This window comes from Roseburia hominis A2-183 (assembly GCF_000225345.1).
GTDB classification, from domain to species: Bacteria; Bacillota; Clostridia; order Lachnospirales; family Lachnospiraceae; genus Roseburia; species Roseburia hominis.
On the sequence record NC_015977.1, the window covers coordinates 172,602 to 192,717 of the forward strand.

The window sequence follows — 20,116 nt, forward strand, 5'->3', positions numbered from 1 at the left end:
TACATGCAAAGGATGGATTCTTAGGTAAGGAGATAGAAGGAAAATGGAGTTTCCACAGAACTATTTTTGCGCGGAAGTGAGAGACGATTTTGAGATTCCCGCAATGATGAAGCGCGCCTGGGCGGCAGAACTGGAAGTATTAAGCGTGATTGCGGATGTATGTGAACGGTATCATCTGCAGTATTTTGCGGATTACGGTACTCTGCTTGGCGCGGTGCGCCACAAGGGATTCATACCGTGGGATGATGATATTGACATCTGTATGCTCCGGGAGGATTACATGGAGTTGATCCGGGTTCTGCCGGAGGAGCTGCCGCAGGGATTTTGCATGGCGGGAATGTACGCCGGGGAAAAGCGCCTGCAGATGGCGGCGTATGTGCCGCATCTGAGGGTTATGGCGGATGAACGGATGTGGAACATCAACACGTACATGCAGCGTTTTCACGGTTTTCCGTATCAGCGCATAGGAATAGATATTTTCCCGATGGATTATGTCCCGAGAGATCCGGAATTGAGCCGGCTTCAGAAAAAAATCGTGGAGACGGGAATTGCCCTGCTGCGTGACTGGGAGCAGCTTCAGAACGAAAATTTACTTGAAGATAAAATAAAGGTGTTCGGGGAACTATGCGGTATTCAGATTGCCCCGGATGCAGACAGACAGAATGAGATATGGCGTATCACGGATGCCGTGCAGGCGTTATACCGCAGGGAGGAAGCGGACGAGGTGACAAATTACGTGTTCTGGCTCAACCGGGAGCAGCTGCACATCCCTAAGACGGCGTATGAAAAGACGGTATACCTGCCGTTTGAACATATCAGGCTTCCGGCGCCGTGCGGATATGATGAGGTGCTCACGGCGGAATACGGAGACTATATGGTTCCGGTGAAGGGGACGGCCGACCACGATTATCCGTTCTACCGGCATATGGAAGAAGACTTGAAGCGGGAGCTCCAAAGGGTCGGTTTTAAAGGAACCGTGGAGGAATTCTGTGAAAAGGTATCTGCCGGTGAACTTTATGTATAAAATTTTGTGGATGCAGAGTGCTGTTACGAAAGCATGGAGGAGAAAGAGATGAGTGGGGAGAAGGGTACGGAACGGGTGCTGTGCACCACATCTGAGGAATATGCAAGAGAGCGTGAGAAAGAGTATATGCTATGGGAGACATGCCATAGTGGTGATTTGAATGTTTTATTAGAAAAGACGAATTTGCTTTTGCAAAAAGGCGATGAACACGCACGGGAAGAATTGATGCAATTATATTTAAATGAAGAGATTGTGAAACCGTATATTGGCATTGATAATAGAATCATTGAACTGCGGACAATAATGGAGATTTACAGTTTAGAAGTGAAAGCAGGAGAGGAATATACCATCTTAGGAAGAAAAAATATTGCAAAAGGATGGACGTTGGAGAAAATCAGAAGTTATATACGTGAACTTAAGTTTTTGCTGTGGCGAATGGAATTTGCGGATGAAGCGGAAACGGAAGCAGGAGAGAAGCTGATCGGTTTTATAAAGGAAAACAGTGTTTCTCCGGTATATTTGATACAGACAATTCGAACGACAGCAATGGAGACGTTTGACGTGATGGTAAACATTGTTGAAATTATGATTGATTCGTCTATGTACAGGCATGCATACTGGATACTACGAGCAATGCAGGAGGAAAAACCGCAGGAAGAAAGTATTCAAATTATGGTACAAGAATTGGGGAAATATGTAACGGAATAATATATGTGGTCAGGTGGAGTTGGTATGAACGATAAAAAGTTTGCATTTGTGATGTGTGCAAATAATGAACAGTATGAAAAAGAAGCGTTATATTACATAGAACGTTTGGAGGTTCCTGAGGGCTATTCGTGTGAAAGTGTTGTGATCAGAGAAGCAGAGAGTATGGCAGAGGGATATAATCGGGCAATGCAATTGAGCGATGCCAGATATAAGATCTATATGCATCAAGACGTAATGATTACGGAAAAGAAATTTCTGAAAAAAATACTTTCCCTGTTTAAAAATAGAGAAATAGGAATGATAGGACTGGTTGGTTCACCGGTATTTCCGGAGAATGGTGTCATGTGGTATGGCGACAGGATTGGAAGTTTATATACGCAAGGCTCGGAAGGATATGGAACATATATTTTTGGACAAGTTGCGGCTCCGTGTGAATACGTGGAAGCGGTGGACGGATTTTTAATGATAACACAGTATGATGTACCGTGGAGAGCGGATATATTTAAAAAATGGGATTTTTATGATGTATCCCAATGCTTTGAATTTTCAAAGCGGGGATACAAGATCGCTGTTCCTGCAATGCTGAATCCGTGGTGTATCCATGATTGCGGTGCATCTGATTATCATGACTATTTTGGTGAACGCGAAAAATTTTTGCAAGAATATAGAAATAGTTGATAAGAGTTCCTTTTACAAAAAAGATATTAAGCAAATGGAAAAAGGAACCGATATATTTAACAGTATAATTATGAGAAAGGAAGCCGGGATGGCTGTGCTGCGGGTGCAGTGAGGGAAAGATCATGGAAGATAACAGAGCAGAACAGATAGAAGCACTGGAGGTTTTGACAGAGTTCAATGACCGCCTCGTGCATAATATGGAGATTATCGTAAAAGAGTTAAAAGGGGAGCGTCTGGACGATACCGATCAGTTTTTGAAAGGCATTGTGGATGCCGTCAACTGGGAGATACAGGTTGTCAACGGAACGCTGGATACGCTCAATGACGGAAAGGTCCGTGTTGACAAGGCAGGTTTTAACACGGCGATTGTAGCGTTAAGCGATGCGATTGCGGCAAAGGATGATGCCAGAATGGCAGTAGAATTTGAAAATGTAATTCCGGTATTTCAGCAACTGGGCGAAGCGGCAAAGGAAGTAACTAAATAAAGCGTCATAGAACCGGCTTTGGGATGACCAGAAGCCGGTTTTTTGCTTGGATATAGGACATCATCAGGAGATATTGTGTGGGAAAGATACTTTATTTTCAATGGAATTCATTTATGAATGACGGAATTGAGCGTGCACTTCAGAAAATGAATATAATCTATGATACTTTTTGTTATCAGTTTGCGGACTGGGAAAAAGATGACGCGTTTTGTGAGCAGTTTGAGGCAAAAATAAAGACAGGGGCGTATAGGGCGGTATTTTCCATCAACTATGCACCGCTGATTTCAACGGTATGCGCGCGGCATGATGTGCGATATATTTCGTGGGTGTATGATTGCCCGATTCATATCCGCAACCTTGCTACGCTGAAAAATTCCTGCAATACAATTTATTTTTTTGACCGGGTACAGGCAGAGGAGTACCGGAGCCGGGGAATCGATGCAAGGCACATGCCGCTTGCGGTGGATACGGAACTGTACCGCCGGATCTATGAGACGCGGTCTGAGCGTGCGGAGAGAGAAAAATACGAGACGGACATTGCGCTTGTGGGAAAATTATACCGGACGGAGTATCAGCACTATCTACAGCCGCTGTCCGCTTATCAGAGGGGACGCCTTGAGGGCATCATCGCAGCGCAGCTAAAAGTGTATGGAGGCTATCTGATTCCGGATCTTGTAACGGACGAACTGCTGGCGGAATTAAATGACTCATATGTGAAGGCCAGCGGCGGCAAAGTCAGCATTTCCCGCAGAGAACTGGAGTTTTTGCTTGCCTGCGAGACAACGGGAAGAGAGCGGTTTCTTGTCTTAGGACTGCTGTCCCGCCACTTTGCGACGGCATTGTGGTCCAATGAGAAGGACGAGCGTCTGACAGAGGTTCACTATTACGGATATGCGGATTACTATAAGCAGATGCCGCATATTTTTCATGACGCAAAGATCAACCTGAATATTGCGCTTCGGGTCATACAGACCGGAATTCCGCTGCGTGTGCTGGATGTTATGGGCTGCGGCGGTTTTGTACTTACGAATTACAGGGAAGAAATCGCGGAACATTTTGTGAACGGCGCGGAGTGCGTGATCTACGAGGATATCGAGGATATGTATGCAAAAGCACAATATTACCTGAGCCATGACACCGAGAGACGGCAGATTGCCGCCAACGGCCTTGCAAAGGTACAGCGCGATTTTACATTTGAACAGGCATTAACCGGAATGTTGGGAGCAGAGTAGAGAGATGACGGCGAGAGATTTGGATGAGCTGCTGCAGGAACAGACTGCATATGAGCGCAAATGTCAGATCATAAGTGAAATAGCCGCTTACATAGATGGAATGAGCAATCAGGCGGCATACAGGGAGCAGATTGACCTGCTGTTTGCGGCGCTGGAGAAGAGCGCCCGGGATCTGGAGAGCGGCGGAGGGCTGGATGATGTGTGCGCAAAAGAGATTGTCGGCCGAGTATCGGATTTAAAGAGAGAGCAGGAAAAATATCAGGTATGGCTTCTGGGGGAGGCGGCGGACTGTGCGCCGGTGGAAAAACTGCTGGATGTCAGTCAGGTTCATCTGCTTGGCACCGTAAGACAGATTTCGGACGGGCAGAGGGAAAGTGATTACATCATTATATGTTCCCAGTATGAAAATATAGCGGGGATACACTGGTTCGGGAAGGTAAGACTGCTCCGGTTTGATCTTTTCCGTCTGATGAACGAAATCAGCCCGGAGGCGACGTATCAGCAGATAAAAAATAAAAAAGAGGTCACAACGGCGGCAGGCGTCGTATGCGGAATGAGCTACGAGCAGAAGGGCATCTGCTATGAGAGACTGGCGCGGGATATCATGTGTCTGGCGGGACCGTCGCAGGATCTGTACACGGATTATTACCGCTTTTTGTGGGCATATGACGAAATCACGGACAGACAAAAACGCCGGATGGAGTATTGCATCATCGGAATGAGCGCGTACCGGCTCTGGTGGGATCTGTCACGGGGATCACAGAGTCTAAGAGTGCTGGGATTCTACCCACAGACGAAAAAGCTGCATCATCTGGACTGGGCAGAGGACGCCGCCGAGGCATGGGAAGACCAAAGAATCTGTGAAAAACTGATGGGGCAGGACTTCCTGGAGCGCGACTTTCTGGGACGGTTTCCGGGAATCGCGGAGATTTGTGAGACGAAAAGAGAGGAAATCTATACGCCGTCAAAGGAGCAGCGCAAAGAGGATGCAAAGTCCATCGAGCGTATTTTTCACAAACCGTATCCCGAGACATACAAAGAGAATCTTGCGGTTTTAGAACGCTGGCTGGAGTTTTTACAGAAAAACAACATAAAGGCCGTGTTTCTCTTCATGCCGTTCCCGGCGCAGTTTTGTGAGCTGACGAGCGGGGAGATGAAGCGGCAGACGTATCTGGTGCTGGAAAATCTCTGCCGCAAATACGGCGCGGATCTGATTGATCTGGGCGGGGATCAGACGGCATTTACAGATGCGGACTTTTTTGATTGGTCACACTTAAACGCCGCAGGTGCGGCAAAAGTGACGCGGTACCTGAATGAATATCTGATGCGTGAAACAAAGCAGGAGGACAGGATGCGGGGGCTGCATTTAAGACCGGCGGATGCGCAGGACTGCCGTTTTTTGTACGAGCTAAGAAATGATCCGCTCGTCCGGGCAAGTTCTTTCCATACGGAAGAGATTCCCTATGAGCAGCATCAGAAATGGTATGAGCAGAAGCGGAAGAATGAGAACTGCAGGATTTACATTCTGGAAGACGCCGGTGCACCGGTGGGACAGGTGCGGGCGGACCGGGATGAGCGGGGTGAAAGCGCAGAAATATCCTATGCCATTGCAGAGTGGGCGCGGGGAAATGGCTATGCGTCGTGGATGCTCGCAGCCGCAGAGGAGCAGCTTTCGGAAAAAGGATTTTGCAGAGAATTGCTTGCGGAAGTAAAGAATGATAATATAGCATCACAGAAAGTTTTTCAGAAACTTGGCTATGAAGAGCAGAGAGAAGACTACGGTTTTTCTTACCGCAGGGCAATCGGACAGAACGCAGACGGTAAATAAAGGAGAAAATATGAAAGTAATCATTGTCGCGCATAATCAGTTGAAATTAGTGCAGATGGAAATAGAGGCGCTCCGCCTGCTTGCCGGAATAGAGGAGAGAGATCTCATTATTGTGGACAACGCTTCGCAGGACGGGCTGCGCCAGTGGCTGGAAGAGAGACCCGGCATAAATTATCTTGTCTGCGATGAGGGAAGAGAGAATTACAGCACCATTCTTAACTATGCGAAAACAGAGTTTGTCACAGATGAGGACATTTTGCTGCTTGATCCCTGCTATATGATACTGCCGGATGCTATTGGAGAAATGCAGAGATTACTGTACTCCGACAGCACAATCGGTGCGGTTATGCCGAAGGTGATTCAGAACGGTTCAGAGACCGCGCCAAGCTACACAGAGGCAATTTCGCGGATACAGGCAGGGCAGATTGCGGCGGGGATGAATCTGCAGAAGCTGGAACTGACCGCAGGCTGTGTACTGCTAAAGTATGCAATGCTGGAAGAAGTGGGAGCCTTTGATGAGAAGATTGCCCTTGCGGAGAATGTGATGTGGGATTACTGTGTCAGGGGGATCAAGCTTCAGTACAGGCTGTTTGAAAGCGGCGGTGCGTTCTTCTATCAGATTGCGGAAAAGAGAACCGCGGACGAAGACGAGGAATGGGCAGTGTCAGACCGGCAGATTCTGAAGAAAAAATGGAACATGAACTACTTTAATGCCGTTCCGAACGCCGGACTGCTTTCCTACATCACAGATCCGGAAGATGCCCCCATCCGTGTTCTCGAGATCGGGTGTGACTGCGGGGCAAATCTGCTCGGGGTAAAGAACCGTTATCCCAATGCAGAGCTTTACGGTGTGGAAATCAACCCTTCGGCGGCGGAGATTGCGAACTGTATTGCGAAAGTGACCGTGGGAAACATTGAAGAACGCCAGATGGATTTTGGCGGAGTGACCTTTGATTACATTGTATTCGGGGATGTCCTCGAACATCTGAGAGACCCGGAAGGAACCCTGACATATTGCAAAGGCTTTTTAAAAGAGGACGGAAGCATTTTGGCGTCCATCCCCAATCTGATGCATGTCTCGGTTGTGCGGGGGCTGATCAACGGCAATTTTACCTATGAGGACAGGGGACTGCTCGACAGAACCCATATCCATTTTTTCACCTACAAAGAGATTCTTAGCATGTTACTGCGGACGGAACTGGAAGCGGAGGAGATAAGGATGACCTCAAACGGAGTCAGCTCCGAGGACCGGGAATTTGTAGGCAGGCTGATGGAACTGTCGGAGATTACCGACGAGAACCTGTTTTTCGCGTACCAGTTTCAGGTACAGGCGAAGGCGAAGCGCGTAGAATAGGGATTCGTGTTGAAAAACGGTTTGGAACGTGGAAAAGAAAAGGGAGGCGGCTGTCACAGATGAAACTATATGAGAAAATGAACAGCGGGGTCTATGTGATTGCAGAGATGTCCGCAAACCATGCGGGAAAAATTGAGAATGCATTCAAAATCATTGAGGAGGCGGCAAAAGCCGGCGCGGATTGTGTGAAGATACAGACCTACACGGCGGATACGCTCACGATCGACTGCAGGGAGGAACCGTATCAGATCAAGGGCGGTCTGTGGGACGGCTATAATTATTATCAGCTCTACCAGGCGGCCTATACCCCGTGGGAATGGCAGCAGGCGCTGCGGGATAAGTGCAGGGAGGTCGGTGTGGATTTTTTGTCTACGCCGTTTGACCGGACAGCGGTCGATTTCCTGGAGGATCTGGATGTGGAGTTCTACAAAATCGCGTCCTTTGAGCTGGTGGATATTCCATTGATCGAGTATACGGCGAGCAAGGGAAAGCCGATGATTATGTCCTGCGGAATGGCGTCGGAGGAAGAGATCAGGGAGGCACTTGAGGCGTGCCGGAGACAGGGAAACGAGCAGGTGGTGCTGCTGAAATGCTGCAGCCAGTATCCGGCGCAGTATGAGGATATGAATGTGGCAACAATCGCGGATATGAAGGAGCGGTTCGGCGTGCCGGTGGGACTGTCGGATCACTCAATGGGATCACTTGCGGATGTTGTGGCGGTGTCTGTGGGAGCGCAGGTCATCGAAAAGCATGTATGCCTGGATCGGACGATTGACAACCCGGACGCAGCGTTTTCCATGGAGATCGGTGAATTTGCGCAGATGGTGCAGGATGTGCGGAATGCCTGCGTGATTAAGGGAAAGGCGACCTATGAGCTGACCGAACATGAGAAGAGCAGTTTAAAATACCGCAGATCGCTGGTTGCGGTAAAACCGATTGCGGAGGGGGAGGCTTTCACCGAGGAGAATGTGCGCAGCATCCGGCCTGCCATCGGTATCAAGCCGAAGTATTACCGCACGCTGCTGGGGCGCAAGGCGAAAAAGGCGTACCGCTTCGGAGAGCCGATTCTTCCGGGTGAGGTGGAGTAGACAGATGATTGTATTTCGGGTGGATGCGAACGAGCAGGTGGCAACCGGACATCTGATGCGCACGCTTTCGATCGCGTCGGCGTGCAGGAAGCGCGGGCTGACGTGTGAGTTTTGGCTGGCAGAGGAAAAAGAGACGGAGCGGATCGCAAAGGCAGGATTTCCCTATCGGATTCTAGAGACGCGCTGGGATGCGCTGGAGGACGAACTTCCGGTCATGAAGCAGCGGTTACAGGCACAGCCGGTGGACTGGCTGGTTGTGGATTCCTACTGTGCGACGGTGCGCTATCTGGCGGAATTAAACCGGATGGTGCCGGTATTCTATGTTGACGATTTCAGAAGGGAACACTACGAGGTGTCGGCGCTGCTTCAATATATACCGTGCAGGGAGAGACAGAAGACGCCGGAGGGGCTGCATGAAAAGGACGGGGTACAGTACCTTACCGGACTTTTGTATGCGCCGCTCCGGGAGGAGTTTTCGCATCTTTCCTTTGATAAGCCACGGGAGAAGAGTATTCTTCTCTCGACGGGCGGAACCGATCCTTACAATATGGCGGGCAGAATTCTTGCGTACGGCACACAGATGCAGGAATTGCAGGACTATCTGTGGCATGTGATTGTCGGAAGCATGAACCGGAATGAGGACATGCTGCGTGAACTGGCGGCAGCAAACCCGAAGATCATACTTCACAAGAATATTCCCGATATGTGGCGCTACATGCAGCAGTGCGAGGTGGCGGTCTCGGCGGGCGGTACAACGCTTCTGGAACTGTGCGCCTGCGGGATTCCGACGGTCTGTTTTGCGTTTGCGGACAATCAGCTGGAATTTGCGGAGGAGATGGCAGAACACAACCTGTTAATTTATGCGGGGGATGTGAGAGAAAAGGATGATGCGCCGCATGTAATCTGTGAAAATCTGGTCTGCTATACGAAAGACGCCGGGAAGAGGGCGCAGAGCTTTGAGCGGATGAGAAGGCTGGTGGACGGAAAGGGCGCAGAGCGGATTGCGGCATTTTTGCAGCAGTATAAAAGAGATGTATGAGGTAGAAAATCATGCCGGTAGAGGACAGAAAAGACACAATCGCATTCATTATATGCGTGAATAATGAGCTGTATTTTGAAGAGTGCAAGTATTACATAGAGCATCTGGAAGTTCCGGCGGGATATGACATAGATGTGATCGGCATCTGGGAGGCGGATTCCATGTGCGCGGCGTACAATCTGGGGATGCGAAGCAGCGATGCAAAATATAAAGTCTATATGCATCAGGATGTTTTTATCCGCGACAGCCGTTTCCTGGAGAAGACGCTGCGTATTTTTAAGGAGCACCCGGAGACGGGGATGATCGGGATGGTTGGAGGAATCGGCATTCCGGAGAACGGCGTCGTCTATTCTTCCTGGAATGTGGGAAAAGTGGACTGCAGGGAGCCGGATCTTTCCTATGTCCTGCTGTGCGGGCCGAACCAGACCAAGGATCAGACCGTCGATGCGGTGGACGGGCTGCTGATGATGACGCAGTATGATCTGCCGTGGAGAGAGGATCTGTTTTCGGATTTTGATTTCTATGATGTGTCGCAGGCGTTTGAATTCCGCAGGGCAGGCTATGAGATTGTGGTGCCTTATCAGGAAGAACCCTGGGTGGTGCACGACTGCGGATTCGCAAAGCTCACCAATTATGACAGGAACCGGAAAATCTGTATGGAAGAGTATCCGGAATTTTTCAACGTTCCGGAGGGGGAGGAGCTGTTCTCGAGCGGAGAGTGGGATCAGCTGAGCAGTCAGCTGGCAGCGGCGATCCGCAGGATGATAGACCAGGGGCAATGGGACGAGGCCAGTCAGGCCATCGGGATCTATCATCAGAGCCAGATGAAGAGCTCCGAGCTGGAGATGCTTGCGATTATCTGTGAGATTGAGCAGACGGATCGCAGGGTAAGCAAAAGATCGTCGTTTCTGGCACAGGCGGGCAGCTGTGAAGCGATATGCCGGACCTATCTCTCGGTACGCTTTTTGCTGCATCGCATGGAGTTTGACAGACCGGCACAGGATTATCAGGAATTGATTCACGCGGTAGAAAGCGGTAACATATCAGTAGATGCCATTCTCATTCTGATCTTACATGGCGTGCTGGATAAGGAGAAGGTTCTCGGGCAGCTGGAGACATGGCATATGCCGGATCCAATGAGTGCAGAGCGGCTTAGATCCTTTCACAGGCGGATGCAGAAGGAAAACAGGGGCATTCCGTATTCCTACAGTAAGAGGGCAAAGATGGAACTGGAAAAGTACAGCAAGGAGGAACAGTGATGATACCATACGGAAGACAGACGATTGAGGAAGATGATATTGAGGAAGTAGTAAAGGTGCTGAAATCGGATTTCTTGACGACAGGACCGAAGGTGGCAGAGTTCGAGCGGGCAGTGGCAGAGTATGTCGGCGCGAAATATGCGGTCGCTATTTCAAACGATACTGCGGCACTGCATGCGGCATGCCATGCGGCGGGAATCGGACCGGGGGATGAGGTAATCACCACGCCGATCACGTTTGCGGCATCCGCCAACTGTGTGCTGTACTGCGGCGGAACGCCGGTTTTTGCAGACATTGATCCGCAGACGTACAATATCGATCCGGAGGACATCCGGCGCAAGATCACGGATAAGACCAAAGCGATTATTCCGGTGCATCTGGCAGGACAGCCCTGCGATATGGATGCCATTCATGCGATCGCAAAGGAGCATCATCTGATCGTGATCGAGGATGCGGCGCATGCGCTCGGCTCGGAATATAAGGGACGGCGCATCGGCTCCATGTCGGATATGACGACATTCAGCTTTCATCCGGTGAAGCCGATCACGACAGGCGAGGGCGGTATGATTGTGACGGACAGTGAGGAATTGTACCGGAAATTAGTGCTGTTCCGCAGCCACGGAATTACCAGAGATCCGGACCTGATGACGAGAAATGAGGGACCGTGGTTCTATCAGCAGCTCGATCTCGGCTATAATTACCGCATGACGGATATCCAGTGTGCGCTTGGCTGCAGCCAGATGCGGAAGCTGGACCGCTTCCTTGCGCGCAGAAGGGAGATCACAAAGCGCTACGATGAGGCGTTTGCGGACTGCGCGAATATTATGACGCCGTATCAGTTGCCGGAGACGAACAGCGGATGGCATCTCTATATCATACAGGTGAAGAATCACGACAGAAAGACCGTGTTTGAGCAGCTTCGGGAGAACGGTATCGCAGTGAATGTCCACTATATTCCGGTGTACTATCATCCGTACTACCAGGAGCACGGTTACAGAGAAGTACATTGTCCGGTGGCGGAGGAAGTCTACTCGCACATCATCAGCCTTCCGGTTTATCCGGGACTTACCGATGAGCAGCAGGATACGGTCATTGAAACGGTGAAGCGGCTGACAAAATAGTTTGCGGATGGTGTGGGAGAGGCAGATCATCAGAAAACAGCAGGAGAATAGAGCGGGATGGGATATGCAGGATTAAAGCAACTTATTGAGCAGAATGCGTGGAGGGAAGCCGGAAGAGAACTCGGGCAGTATATGAACGGGGAATGGGATGATGAACTCGCCGTGCTGGCAGCAACGGTTTTCTCTGCGCTGGGCGACTGGGAAGGCGCCTATACCTGCATCGCGCAGGGACTGCAGTACAATTACAAAAATTACGAACTGTATCTGCTGCTGGGCAATTATTATGAGCGCAAAAATTGCAACCAGGCGTGGCTCTGCTATGAAAATGCGCTCTATTATTGCAGCGATGAAGACGATCGCAGGATCATACAGCAGCACAAAGAGCGTGTACAGCAGGATGACCGGTGGTGCGTGCATAAGGTTTCGATCGTGATATTGACGTATAATCTCAAAGACATGAATATGCAGTGTATCGGCAGCATCCGGGACACCTGCGATCCGTCGAGCTACGAGCTGGTCGTGGTGGACAATGCATCTACAGACGGCACGCTGGAATGGCTTCGGGAGCAAAAAGATATGACACTCGTGAGCAACCAGGAAAACAAGGGCTTTCCGGCTGGGTGCAATCAGGGAATCAAGGCGGCAGAGCCGGAAAATGATATCCTTCTTCTGAACAATGATACGATTGTTCTGCCCAATTCTATTTTCTGGCTTAGGATGGGGTTATATGAGGAGGAACGGATCGGCGCCACGGGAAGCATGTCAAACAGCGTGATCAACGGGCAGAGAATTGAGGCGAAGCTTGCCGGTGTGGAGGAATACATAACATACGGCACGGCAATGAATATCCCCATGGAAAATGCGCTGGAGAAAAAGACCTGGCTGGTAGGATTTGCGATGCTGCTGAAACGGAAGGCGCTGGATGAGGTCGGACTTCTGGATGAACGGTTTTCCCCGGGGCAGAACGAGGATGTAGATCTGTGCATCCGGCTGAATCTGGCGGGGTGGCAGATGCGCCTCTGCCACAATAGTTTTATCGTGCATTACGGTCATGGAAACGGCAGGAACTCGGATATCTGGAAGCAGACGTTCTCAGTTACAAGTGAGAAGTTCCGGGAAAAATGGGGCTTCGATATGTCCTATTATACCTACAGCAGAAAAGAACTGATTGCGATGATTTCCGAGCCGAAAGAGAGCAGAATACGCGTGCAGGAAGTGGGATGCGGATGCGGTGCAACGCTTGCGCATATTGCGTATGAGTGGCCGGACGCGAAGGTAAGCGGAATTGAGATCCAGGATGACATTGCGAAAATCGGTGCAAATTATCTGGATATCCGGCAGGGAAACATTGAGACCATGCAGATCCCGTATGAAAAAGATACGTTTGACTATATCATACTGGCGGATGTGTTGGAGCACCTGCATGATCCAGAGCGGATTCTGCAGAAATTACTGCCCTATCTGAAGGCGGACGGCAGTATTCTGTGCAGTGTTCCCAATATTTTAAACCGCCATGTAATCAGCGATCTTCTGCGCGGAAAGCTGGAGTACCAGGACGCAGGAATTTTAGACCGCACGCATCTGCGCTTTTTCACAATGGACAGTATTGTGAGGGTATTTGAACGGTGCGGAATGGAAGTCACACAGATGATGGCGACCTACGATACGGAAGAGCTGGATGCCGAAGCGGAAGAATTGATGAACGCACTGTATCAGATTCCACATATTGCGGACAGACAGTTGTTTCAGGTGTACCAGTATGTTTTCCGGGCAAAGAGGGGGCGGGAGGCGGAATGAAAAAAGTAAGTGTAATTGTACCCTGCCACAATGCGGCGAAATGGCTTCCACAGTGCTTTCTGTCGCTGGTGCAGCAGTCGATCGGAATCGACGGACTGGAGCTGATTTTTGTGGATGACGCATCGGACGATGCGGGCGAGACATGGGCGCTGCTGGAGGAATTTGAGCGCGCGTATCCCGAGAGCATCATGATTATCCATCTGGAAGAAAATCTGCGTCAGGGAGGCGCCCGAAACGTGGCGCTCGGTTATGCGACGGGGGAGTATCTTGCGTTTGTCGATGCGGATGATTTTGTGGAGAAGGATTTCCTTGAGAAGGTATACCGGCGTGCGGTGGAGAACGAAGCCGATATCGTACAGTTTGATTATGTGTACTATACGGAAAGACTTGGAAAAGTGGCGTCGGGAAGGACGACCGCGGACGAGAGCATCCAGATTCAGACAAAGGAGGAGCGGAAGCGTTTCCTTATCAGCGAGAAGATCACCTACGGCTGTTGGAACAAGCTGTACCGGAGATCGCTCGTGGAGCGGGCGGGCGTCCGTTATGCCGAGCATGTCATTTATGAAGAACCGCTGTTTGTGTATCCGCTGTTGTTCTACGGAAACCGCTTTGAAATCATGGCGGAAGCTTTTTACTGCTACCGCCAGAATGAGGTGGGAACCATGCGCCGGGATATGCGTCAGATGACAACGTTGCAGATGCATGCAGATGTGCAGCTTGCCGTGTGGCATTTTATGAAGCAGACGCCGTTTTTCCGGGAGTATTATGAGGAGATCAAGCTGTATTTTCTGCATACGTATTTCTATGAGACGCTGCTGTTTGCGGTGCAGCGCGGATTTGAAGTGCCGTATTCCATGTATGAGACGCTGCGGGATACCGTAAAGGCGGAGGTGGCAGACTATAGGGAGTCTCCCTATGCGGCGATGATTCCAAGGCAGATGGAGCTGTACCGGGTAGAGAATGAAGCGGAAAATAGAGAAAGTATACAGAAGCGGGTAAAGGCATTTATAAGTAAAATGTGAAAAATACTTGCGAAAAGTGTTTGGAAGTTATGCTGTGATGAAGGGAGAAAGAAGAATGTATGAAGAGTTAATTGCAAAAATGAATCCTCGCCCTAAATTTAATCTGCAGTGGTATAAGAACGAAGATTTATATTCGGATGGCGAGGTAGAAGATTTTATAATTAAGATAATTGCAGAAAATAGACCGGAAGACTACAGCAATGCTGTCTATGAGCAATTTAATTGGCCGATATATTATCATTTGTCGCCGCTACGAAAAAATATTCTAAATTGGTACAAATTCAAACCAGATAGCAGTGTATTGGAAATTGGCTGTGGTATGGGCGCAATTACAAGTGTACTGTGCGATGAATGTAAGGATGTTACGGCAGTGGAACTCTCAAGAAAACGTGCAACAGCAACGCTTCTCCGGTGCCGTGAAAAAGAAAATCTTGAGATTATTGTTGGAAACTTGAATGATATTGAATTTGATAAAAAATATGACTATATTACACTGATAGGCGTTTTGGAATACCAGGGGACTTATACGGAATCAACAAATCCGTACATGGACTTTTTGGTTAAGATTAAGCAGTTGCTGAAACCAGATGGGAAATTGCTTGTCGCAATAGAGAATCAGTACGGTTTAAAATATTGGTGCGGAATGCCAGAAGATCATGTTGGAATACCGTTTGAAGGGATAAATCAGTATAGGGATGTTGAGAGAGGGGTAAGGACATTTTCAAAAACAGCGTTAGACATACTTCTTAGAGAAAGTGGTTTTCTTAATACATACTTTTATTATCCATTTCCGGATTATAAATTGCCTACCGTTATTTACTCTCAGGATGTTTTGCCAAGTAAGAAAGACACGGTAAATTCTGAAAATTTCAGAGGTTACAGCTCGGCCGGTGAAAACACATTAATTGCAAATGAAAAAAATCTTTATATGGATATTGTAGAAAATCATGTGTTTGAGTTTTTTGCAAATTCATTTTTGGTGGAGTGCTCCGACAGCAGTCAGCTAGGGGAAATAACATTTGCGAGATTAACAAGCGAACGCAAGGAACAATATCGAATGGCAACAAGATTTACGAGGGATAGCACCGTTGAAAAGAAGCCGCTTACGATGTTATGCGCACAGACACATATAAGGCAACTGCTCAAAAATGTAAATATTTTGAAACAAGCGGGTATAAAAATAGTAGAATATAGGGCTGATAATGGGATGGTGGTCAGTGATTACATTGAAAAACCGCTTTTGGAAGACGTAATTTTAAACGTGTTAAAAGAAGAGAACACCGATGAAATTTACAGATTGATAGATTTGGTGTATGGAGAAATATTGCGATCTTCTGAGCAAATTTCGTGGAAGGATAATATATTATATACACTGGATCTGGGAATAGAAGAGAACGAGGAAGTATTTGGACCAATATTAAAAATCGGTTTTCTGGATATGAGTTTTAGAAATGCATTTTATTGTGAGGGAGAAATACTTTGGTTTGATCAGGAATGGGTTTTGGAGGCAGTGCCAGCTAAATTTATTTTATACTATGCATTGACATTGTTGTATTATTCATATCCTCAGTTGGAAGGGGCATGTCCGTCTGCGGAGGTAATTGCACGTTATCATATGCAGGATGCTTGTGAAGCATTTGAAAAGCTCCGGGAATTGTTTGGATACTTAGTGTCCGATGAGGCACAGGTTATGATGGGAAGAGCATTCAGTATTGATAGTACAATGGATTATATATCAAATGTTAAGAAACTTATGAAATAAAAAGTTGAAAGTAGCGGAAGTGTTATGCTAAAGAAACAGCACGGATGATTCGATATAAATATCAGAAGTATATCAAAAATCTCAGGGAAGAGGTAGAATAACATGGTGGTTAATCATAATATGGCGGCAATCTGTGAGAGCAGGCAGCTGCGCTATAACGTGAAGAAGATGGAAAAATCTTCCAAAAAGCTTGCGACAGGGTACAAGCTGAACACAGCAAATGATGATGCGGCAGGCTTGCAGATATCAGAGACGATGCGGCATCATGTGAAAGGGCTGAACAAAGCCTCCCGGAATTCACAGGACGGCATCAGTATGCTGCAGACGGCGGATGCAGCGCTCCAAGAGACGCAGGATGTTCTCGATCGTATGGTGGAGCTGACGACGCAGGCAGCCAATGACATCAACACAGACTCGGATCGCAGGGCTATTCAGGATGAGTTGGATCAGCTGAACAAGGAAGTGGACCGCATCGCCTATACGACGCACTTCAATCAGCAGTATATGTTGGCGGAGGGAACGCCGCAGGCGGCACCGGGATATTACCGCATACAGTCCGGGGCACTGAACGGACAGGCGATAGATATCCATTTTGTAAATGCGAGCAAGGAGAGCCTTGGCACAGACAAAGTGAATGTATCTTCGCATGCGAAGGCGTCGGAATCCATCACGATGGTTCAGGACGCGATTGAACAGGCGGCGCTCTGGAGAGACGAGTTCGGCAGCCAGCAGGAGCGTCTGGAACATGCCGTGCGCAATACGGACAACACATCACAAAATACGCAGAGTGCGGAGTCAGGGATCAGAGACACCAACATGAATATGGAGATGGTATTATATTCGACCAACCGGATTCTGGTGCATGCATCCCAGAGTATTCTGGCACAGTATAATGATGATGCAAAATCAGTGCTTGAGATTTTGAAATAGTCAGACACGATAAAGAGATAAGAGGGGCAGTTTGTTGATACGAATGCCCTTCCTATCTCTTTATGAGCATTTTTAAGCAGATAAGCATCTGGGATGACAGAGGCGTCCCGGGCGTTTGCCGGGGAACATGGAGCAATGAACAACTGGGATAAGATATGGAAGAAGCGGACCGCGAAGATTGAGAATCGCGCAACCGTATTTGAAATGTTTAAGGAATTAAAACGGGCGGACGGATTTGATACACAGGATGTGCAGGGATATTATGAGGCGTTTTTCCTGCAGTGGGAGTGCATGGCGCAGCGGATCGAGACGGGGTGTGCGGGAACGATCGGCAGTCTGTATGAGATTGGCTGTGGAAGCGGTGTGAATCTGTATCTATTTTCCGCGTTGAAGCATGTGGCGGTGCTCGGCGGTCTGGATTACTCCAAAAACCTCATCCGCATAGCCCAAAGCGTGGTGCCGGAGGCGGACGTGGGATGTGAGGAGGCGCTCAGGGTGCCGACAGAGCTGAGGTACGATGTCGTTCTGGCAGACAGTGTGTTTCAGTATTTTAATGATGCTGATTACGGGCAGAAGGTGCTGGAACGCATGTGGGCGAAGGCGGGGAAGATGGTTGTTGTCACCGAAGTGCACGATCAGGAGAAAAAAGACGAACACATGGCATACCGCCGGAAGTGTGTTGAGAATTATGATGAAGTATATGCGGGGCTGGACAAAACATTTTACACCAGAGAGATGTTCCTGCAATTTGCAGAGGAGCACGGGGGCAGATGTGAGATCGTACAACCTGATAACGAACTGTACTGGAATAACCGGTTTGTGTTTGATTGCTATTTGTATAAAGAATAATGCGTGAAGGGTGACGGTATGCAGGCAATTATTTTAGCGGCAGGAATGGGAAAACGTCTGGGAAAGCTTACTCAGAACAATACAAAATGCATGGTGGAAGTGGGCGGCGTGCGCCTGATAGAGAGAGCACTATACATTCTGGATAAGAAGAATCTGTCGAGGATTGTAATGGTCGTGGGCTATCAGTGTGAAAATCTGATGCAGTTTGTCGACAGACTGGGAATTGATACGCCGGTAGAATACATCATCAATGAGGTGTATGACAGAACCAATAACATATACTCGCTCTCCATGGCAAAAGACTGGCTTGTGAAAGAGGATACCCTTTTGCTGGAATCGGATCTGATTTTTGAGGAAGCGCTGATTGACCTGTTGCTTGAGGATTCGCGCGAGACGCTGGCGCTTGTGGACAAGTTTGAAAACTGGATGGACGGGACATGTCTGGTTGTGGATGAGGACGACCGGATTGTCGATTTTATTCCGGGAAAGCTGTTGGAGTATTCGCAGAAGGAGCGCTATTACAAGACGGTCAATATCTACAAGCTGAGTGCAGATTTTTCCCGGAATGTGTATGTGCCGTTTCTGGAAGCGTACGCCAGGGTCATGGGGAATAACGAGTATTATGAAGCGGTAATCAAGCTGATTCTGATGCTGGATAAAAACACCATGAGGGCAAAGCGCCTGGAAGGACAGCGGTGGTATGAGATTGACGACATACAGGATCTTGATATTGCGGAGGTACTGTTTGCGGCAGATGCCGGGGAACGGTATAAAAAATTGACTTCGCGGTATGGCGGCTACTGGAGATTCCCTCATTTAAAGGACTTCTGCTATCTCGTAAATCCGTATTTTCCGCCGGCGCGCATGATGGAAGAATTAAAGTCGAACTTTGACATCCTTGTGCGGCAGTATCCGTCGGGGATGCGGGTCAACTGTCTTCTGGCGGCAAAAACATTCGGTATTTCAGAAGAACATATCGTGCTTGGAAACGGGGCGGCGGAGCTGATTAAGGCGCTGCTGGAGGAGCTTCCGGGAAAAGTGGGCGTGATCCGTCCGACCTTCGAGGAGTATCCGAACCGGTGCAGTGAGCAGTGCGTCGTTTATGATGCAAGACAGAATGATTTTGCCTACACGGCAGAGGATCTGATCGGCTATTTTGCAGAGCATCCGGTACAGACACTTGTTCTGATCAATCCGGACAATCCGTCCGGTCACTGCTTCGGGAAAAAAGAGGTGCAGCAGCTGCTGGAGTGGACAAAGGAGCGCCGCATTGCGCTGATTCTGGACGAAAGTTTTCTCGATTTCGCGGAGGATAAGGAGGCGTCGCTGCTTACGGATGAGATGCTGAACCGTTATCCCGGACTCTACATCGTAAAAAGCATTTCAAAGTCCTATGGGGTGCCGGGACTGCGCCTCGGGATTCTGGCGTCGCAGGACAAGGAGCGGCTCGACCGGATAAAGAAGGCGGTGTCCATCTGGAATATCAATTCCATGGCAGAATTTTTTATGCAGATTCTTGATAAGTATAAGAAAGATTATGAAGAGGCACTTGTGGAACTGCGGAAAGAGAGAGAACGGTTTTACCGGAAGCTGTGCCAGATCGAGGGATTGAAGGTATATCCGTCCTCGGCAAATTATTTTATGTGCGAGCTGGTCAATGGCAGGAAGAGTGAGGAACTGGCGGCAGAGCTTCTGGAAGAGCAGATTCTGATTAAGGATCTCACGGGAAAGATTGCGAACGGAAGACAGTATGTCCGGATTGCGGTAAGAAGCCGCAGGGAGAATGAGCAGCTGGCAGAGGCATTGAAAATAAAGTTTTTGTAAGGATAGCCGATATAATATATAATGAATGAGAAGCGCATGGATGGCTGTCAGAAAATCATGGAAGATATATAATGTGATCAAAAAGCATCCGGTAGCAGGATGCTTTTTTGCGTGGA

Annotated in this window: 17 protein-coding genes; all 17 read left to right on the plus strand. The window is 48.6% G+C overall.

Going from position 1 to position 20,116, the window contains the following annotated elements; translation table 11 throughout:
- Window positions 1–43 precede the first annotated feature (43 nt).
- The 17 genes from RHOM_RS00775 to RHOM_RS00855 all read left to right on the plus strand — a co-directional run bounded on the left by RHOM_RS00775 (window position 44) and on the right by RHOM_RS00855 (window position 20,000).
- Window positions 44–1,024: a LicD family protein gene (locus RHOM_RS00775; RefSeq protein WP_014078371.1), complete on the plus strand. Its 981-nt coding sequence runs from the start codon at window positions 44–46 to the stop codon at window positions 1,022–1,024.
- Window positions 1,025–1,072: 48 nt separating this feature from the next.
- On the plus strand, window positions 1,073–1,732 hold the full coding sequence (locus RHOM_RS00780; protein WP_014078372.1) for a hypothetical protein: 660 nt from the start codon (window positions 1,073–1,075) through the stop codon (window positions 1,730–1,732).
- 24 nt (window positions 1,733–1,756) lie between these two features.
- Window positions 1,757–2,410, plus strand: a complete 654-nt coding sequence (locus RHOM_RS00785; RefSeq protein WP_014078373.1) for a glycosyltransferase family protein — start codon at window positions 1,757–1,759, stop codon at window positions 2,408–2,410.
- Between the two features lie 122 nt (window positions 2,411–2,532).
- The gene (locus tag RHOM_RS00790; protein ID WP_014078374.1) at window positions 2,533–2,895 is read left to right on the plus strand and encodes a hypothetical protein; all 363 of its coding nucleotides are present in this window, start codon (window positions 2,533–2,535) and stop codon (window positions 2,893–2,895) included.
- Window positions 2,896–2,972: 77 nt separating this feature from the next.
- Window positions 2,973–4,127 (plus strand): CgeB family protein, encoded by a 1,155-nt coding sequence (locus RHOM_RS00795; protein WP_014078375.1) that lies wholly within the window; start codon window positions 2,973–2,975, stop codon window positions 4,125–4,127.
- Between the two features lie 4 nt (window positions 4,128–4,131).
- A complete protein-coding gene (locus RHOM_RS16430; protein ID WP_014078376.1) occupies window positions 4,132–5,955 on the plus strand; it encodes a GNAT family N-acetyltransferase in 1,824 nt (607 codons plus the stop codon).
- Between the two features lie 10 nt (window positions 5,956–5,965).
- The gene (locus RHOM_RS00805) at window positions 5,966–7,309 is read left to right on the plus strand and encodes a methyltransferase domain-containing protein (RefSeq protein WP_014078377.1); all 1,344 of its coding nucleotides are present in this window, start codon (window positions 5,966–5,968) and stop codon (window positions 7,307–7,309) included.
- 59 nt (window positions 7,310–7,368) lie between these two features.
- Window positions 7,369–8,397, plus strand: a complete 1,029-nt coding sequence (gene pseI, locus RHOM_RS00810; RefSeq protein WP_014078378.1) for a pseudaminic acid synthase — start codon at window positions 7,369–7,371, stop codon at window positions 8,395–8,397.
- A 4-nt stretch (window positions 8,398–8,401) separates the two neighbouring features.
- The gene (gene pseG / locus RHOM_RS00815; protein ID WP_014078379.1) at window positions 8,402–9,436 is read left to right on the plus strand and encodes a UDP-2,4-diacetamido-2,4,6-trideoxy-beta-L-altropyranose hydrolase; all 1,035 of its coding nucleotides are present in this window, start codon (window positions 8,402–8,404) and stop codon (window positions 9,434–9,436) included.
- A gap of 11 nt (window positions 9,437–9,447) precedes the next feature.
- Complete coding sequence (locus RHOM_RS00820; protein WP_014078380.1) at window positions 9,448–10,695, plus strand: glycosyltransferase family protein; 1,248 nt, start codon at window positions 9,448–9,450, stop codon at window positions 10,693–10,695.
- A complete protein-coding gene (gene pseC / locus RHOM_RS00825; protein ID WP_014078381.1) occupies window positions 10,695–11,816 on the plus strand; it encodes a UDP-4-amino-4,6-dideoxy-N-acetyl-beta-L-altrosamine transaminase in 1,122 nt (373 codons plus the stop codon). The genes RHOM_RS00820 and pseC overlap by 1 nt, the downstream gene beginning before the upstream one ends.
- Window positions 11,817–11,873: 57 nt before the next feature.
- The gene (locus RHOM_RS00830; RefSeq protein ID WP_014078382.1) at window positions 11,874–13,613 is read left to right on the plus strand and encodes a methyltransferase domain-containing protein; all 1,740 of its coding nucleotides are present in this window, start codon (window positions 11,874–11,876) and stop codon (window positions 13,611–13,613) included.
- Window positions 13,610–14,635 carry a glycosyltransferase family 2 protein gene (locus tag RHOM_RS00835; RefSeq protein WP_014078383.1) on the plus strand — a complete coding sequence of 342 codons (1,026 nt, stop codon included), beginning with the start codon at window positions 13,610–13,612 and terminating at the stop codon, window positions 14,633–14,635. Before RHOM_RS00830 ends, RHOM_RS00835 begins: the two co-directional genes overlap by 4 nt.
- A gap of 37 nt (window positions 14,636–14,672) precedes the next feature.
- Window positions 14,673–16,397, plus strand: a complete 1,725-nt coding sequence (locus RHOM_RS00840; protein ID WP_242823177.1) for an SAM-dependent methyltransferase — start codon at window positions 14,673–14,675, stop codon at window positions 16,395–16,397.
- Window positions 16,398–16,499: 102 nt separating this feature from the next.
- Window positions 16,500–17,327: a flagellin N-terminal helical domain-containing protein gene (locus tag RHOM_RS00845; RefSeq protein WP_014078385.1), complete on the plus strand. Its 828-nt coding sequence runs from the start codon at window positions 16,500–16,502 to the stop codon at window positions 17,325–17,327.
- 93 nt (window positions 17,328–17,420) lie between these two features.
- Complete coding sequence (locus RHOM_RS00850; protein ID WP_014078386.1) at window positions 17,421–18,176, plus strand: class I SAM-dependent methyltransferase; 756 nt, start codon at window positions 17,421–17,423, stop codon at window positions 18,174–18,176.
- A gap of 18 nt (window positions 18,177–18,194) precedes the next feature.
- Complete coding sequence (locus RHOM_RS00855; protein WP_014078387.1) at window positions 18,195–20,000, plus strand: aminotransferase class I/II-fold pyridoxal phosphate-dependent enzyme; 1,806 nt, start codon at window positions 18,195–18,197, stop codon at window positions 19,998–20,000.
- Window positions 20,001–20,116: the final 116 nt, after the last annotated feature.

Coding starts and splice junctions, on each gene's coding strand:
- RHOM_RS00845 (WP_014078385.1), top strand. CDS start 16,500: ATGGTGGTTAATCATAATATGGCGGCAATCTGTGAGAGCAGGCAGCTG.
- RHOM_RS00840 (WP_242823177.1), top strand. CDS start 14,673: ATGAAGGGAGAAAGAAGAATGTATGAAGAGTTAATTGCAAAAATGAAT.
- RHOM_RS00850 (WP_014078386.1), top strand. CDS start 17,421: ATGACAGAGGCGTCCCGGGCGTTTGCCGGGGAACATGGAGCAATGAAC.
- RHOM_RS00805 (WP_014078377.1), top strand. CDS start 5,966: ATGAAAGTAATCATTGTCGCGCATAATCAGTTGAAATTAGTGCAGATG.
- RHOM_RS00855 (WP_014078387.1), top strand. CDS start 18,195: ATGCAGGCAATTATTTTAGCGGCAGGAATGGGAAAACGTCTGGGAAAG.
- RHOM_RS00775 (WP_014078371.1), top strand. CDS start 44: ATGGAGTTTCCACAGAACTATTTTTGCGCGGAAGTGAGAGACGATTTT.
- RHOM_RS16430 (WP_014078376.1), top strand. CDS start 4,132: ATGACGGCGAGAGATTTGGATGAGCTGCTGCAGGAACAGACTGCATAT.
- RHOM_RS00835 (WP_014078383.1), top strand. CDS start 13,610: ATGAAAAAAGTAAGTGTAATTGTACCCTGCCACAATGCGGCGAAATGG.
- pseG (WP_014078379.1), top strand. CDS start 8,402: ATGATTGTATTTCGGGTGGATGCGAACGAGCAGGTGGCAACCGGACAT.
- RHOM_RS00785 (WP_014078373.1), top strand. CDS start 1,757: ATGAACGATAAAAAGTTTGCATTTGTGATGTGTGCAAATAATGAACAG.
- RHOM_RS00820 (WP_014078380.1), top strand. CDS start 9,448: ATGCCGGTAGAGGACAGAAAAGACACAATCGCATTCATTATATGCGTG.
- pseI (WP_014078378.1), top strand. CDS start 7,369: ATGAAACTATATGAGAAAATGAACAGCGGGGTCTATGTGATTGCAGAG.
- RHOM_RS00780 (WP_014078372.1), top strand. CDS start 1,073: ATGAGTGGGGAGAAGGGTACGGAACGGGTGCTGTGCACCACATCTGAG.
- RHOM_RS00790 (WP_014078374.1), top strand. CDS start 2,533: ATGGAAGATAACAGAGCAGAACAGATAGAAGCACTGGAGGTTTTGACA.
- RHOM_RS00830 (WP_014078382.1), top strand. CDS start 11,874: ATGGGATATGCAGGATTAAAGCAACTTATTGAGCAGAATGCGTGGAGG.
- pseC (WP_014078381.1), top strand. CDS start 10,695: ATGATACCATACGGAAGACAGACGATTGAGGAAGATGATATTGAGGAA.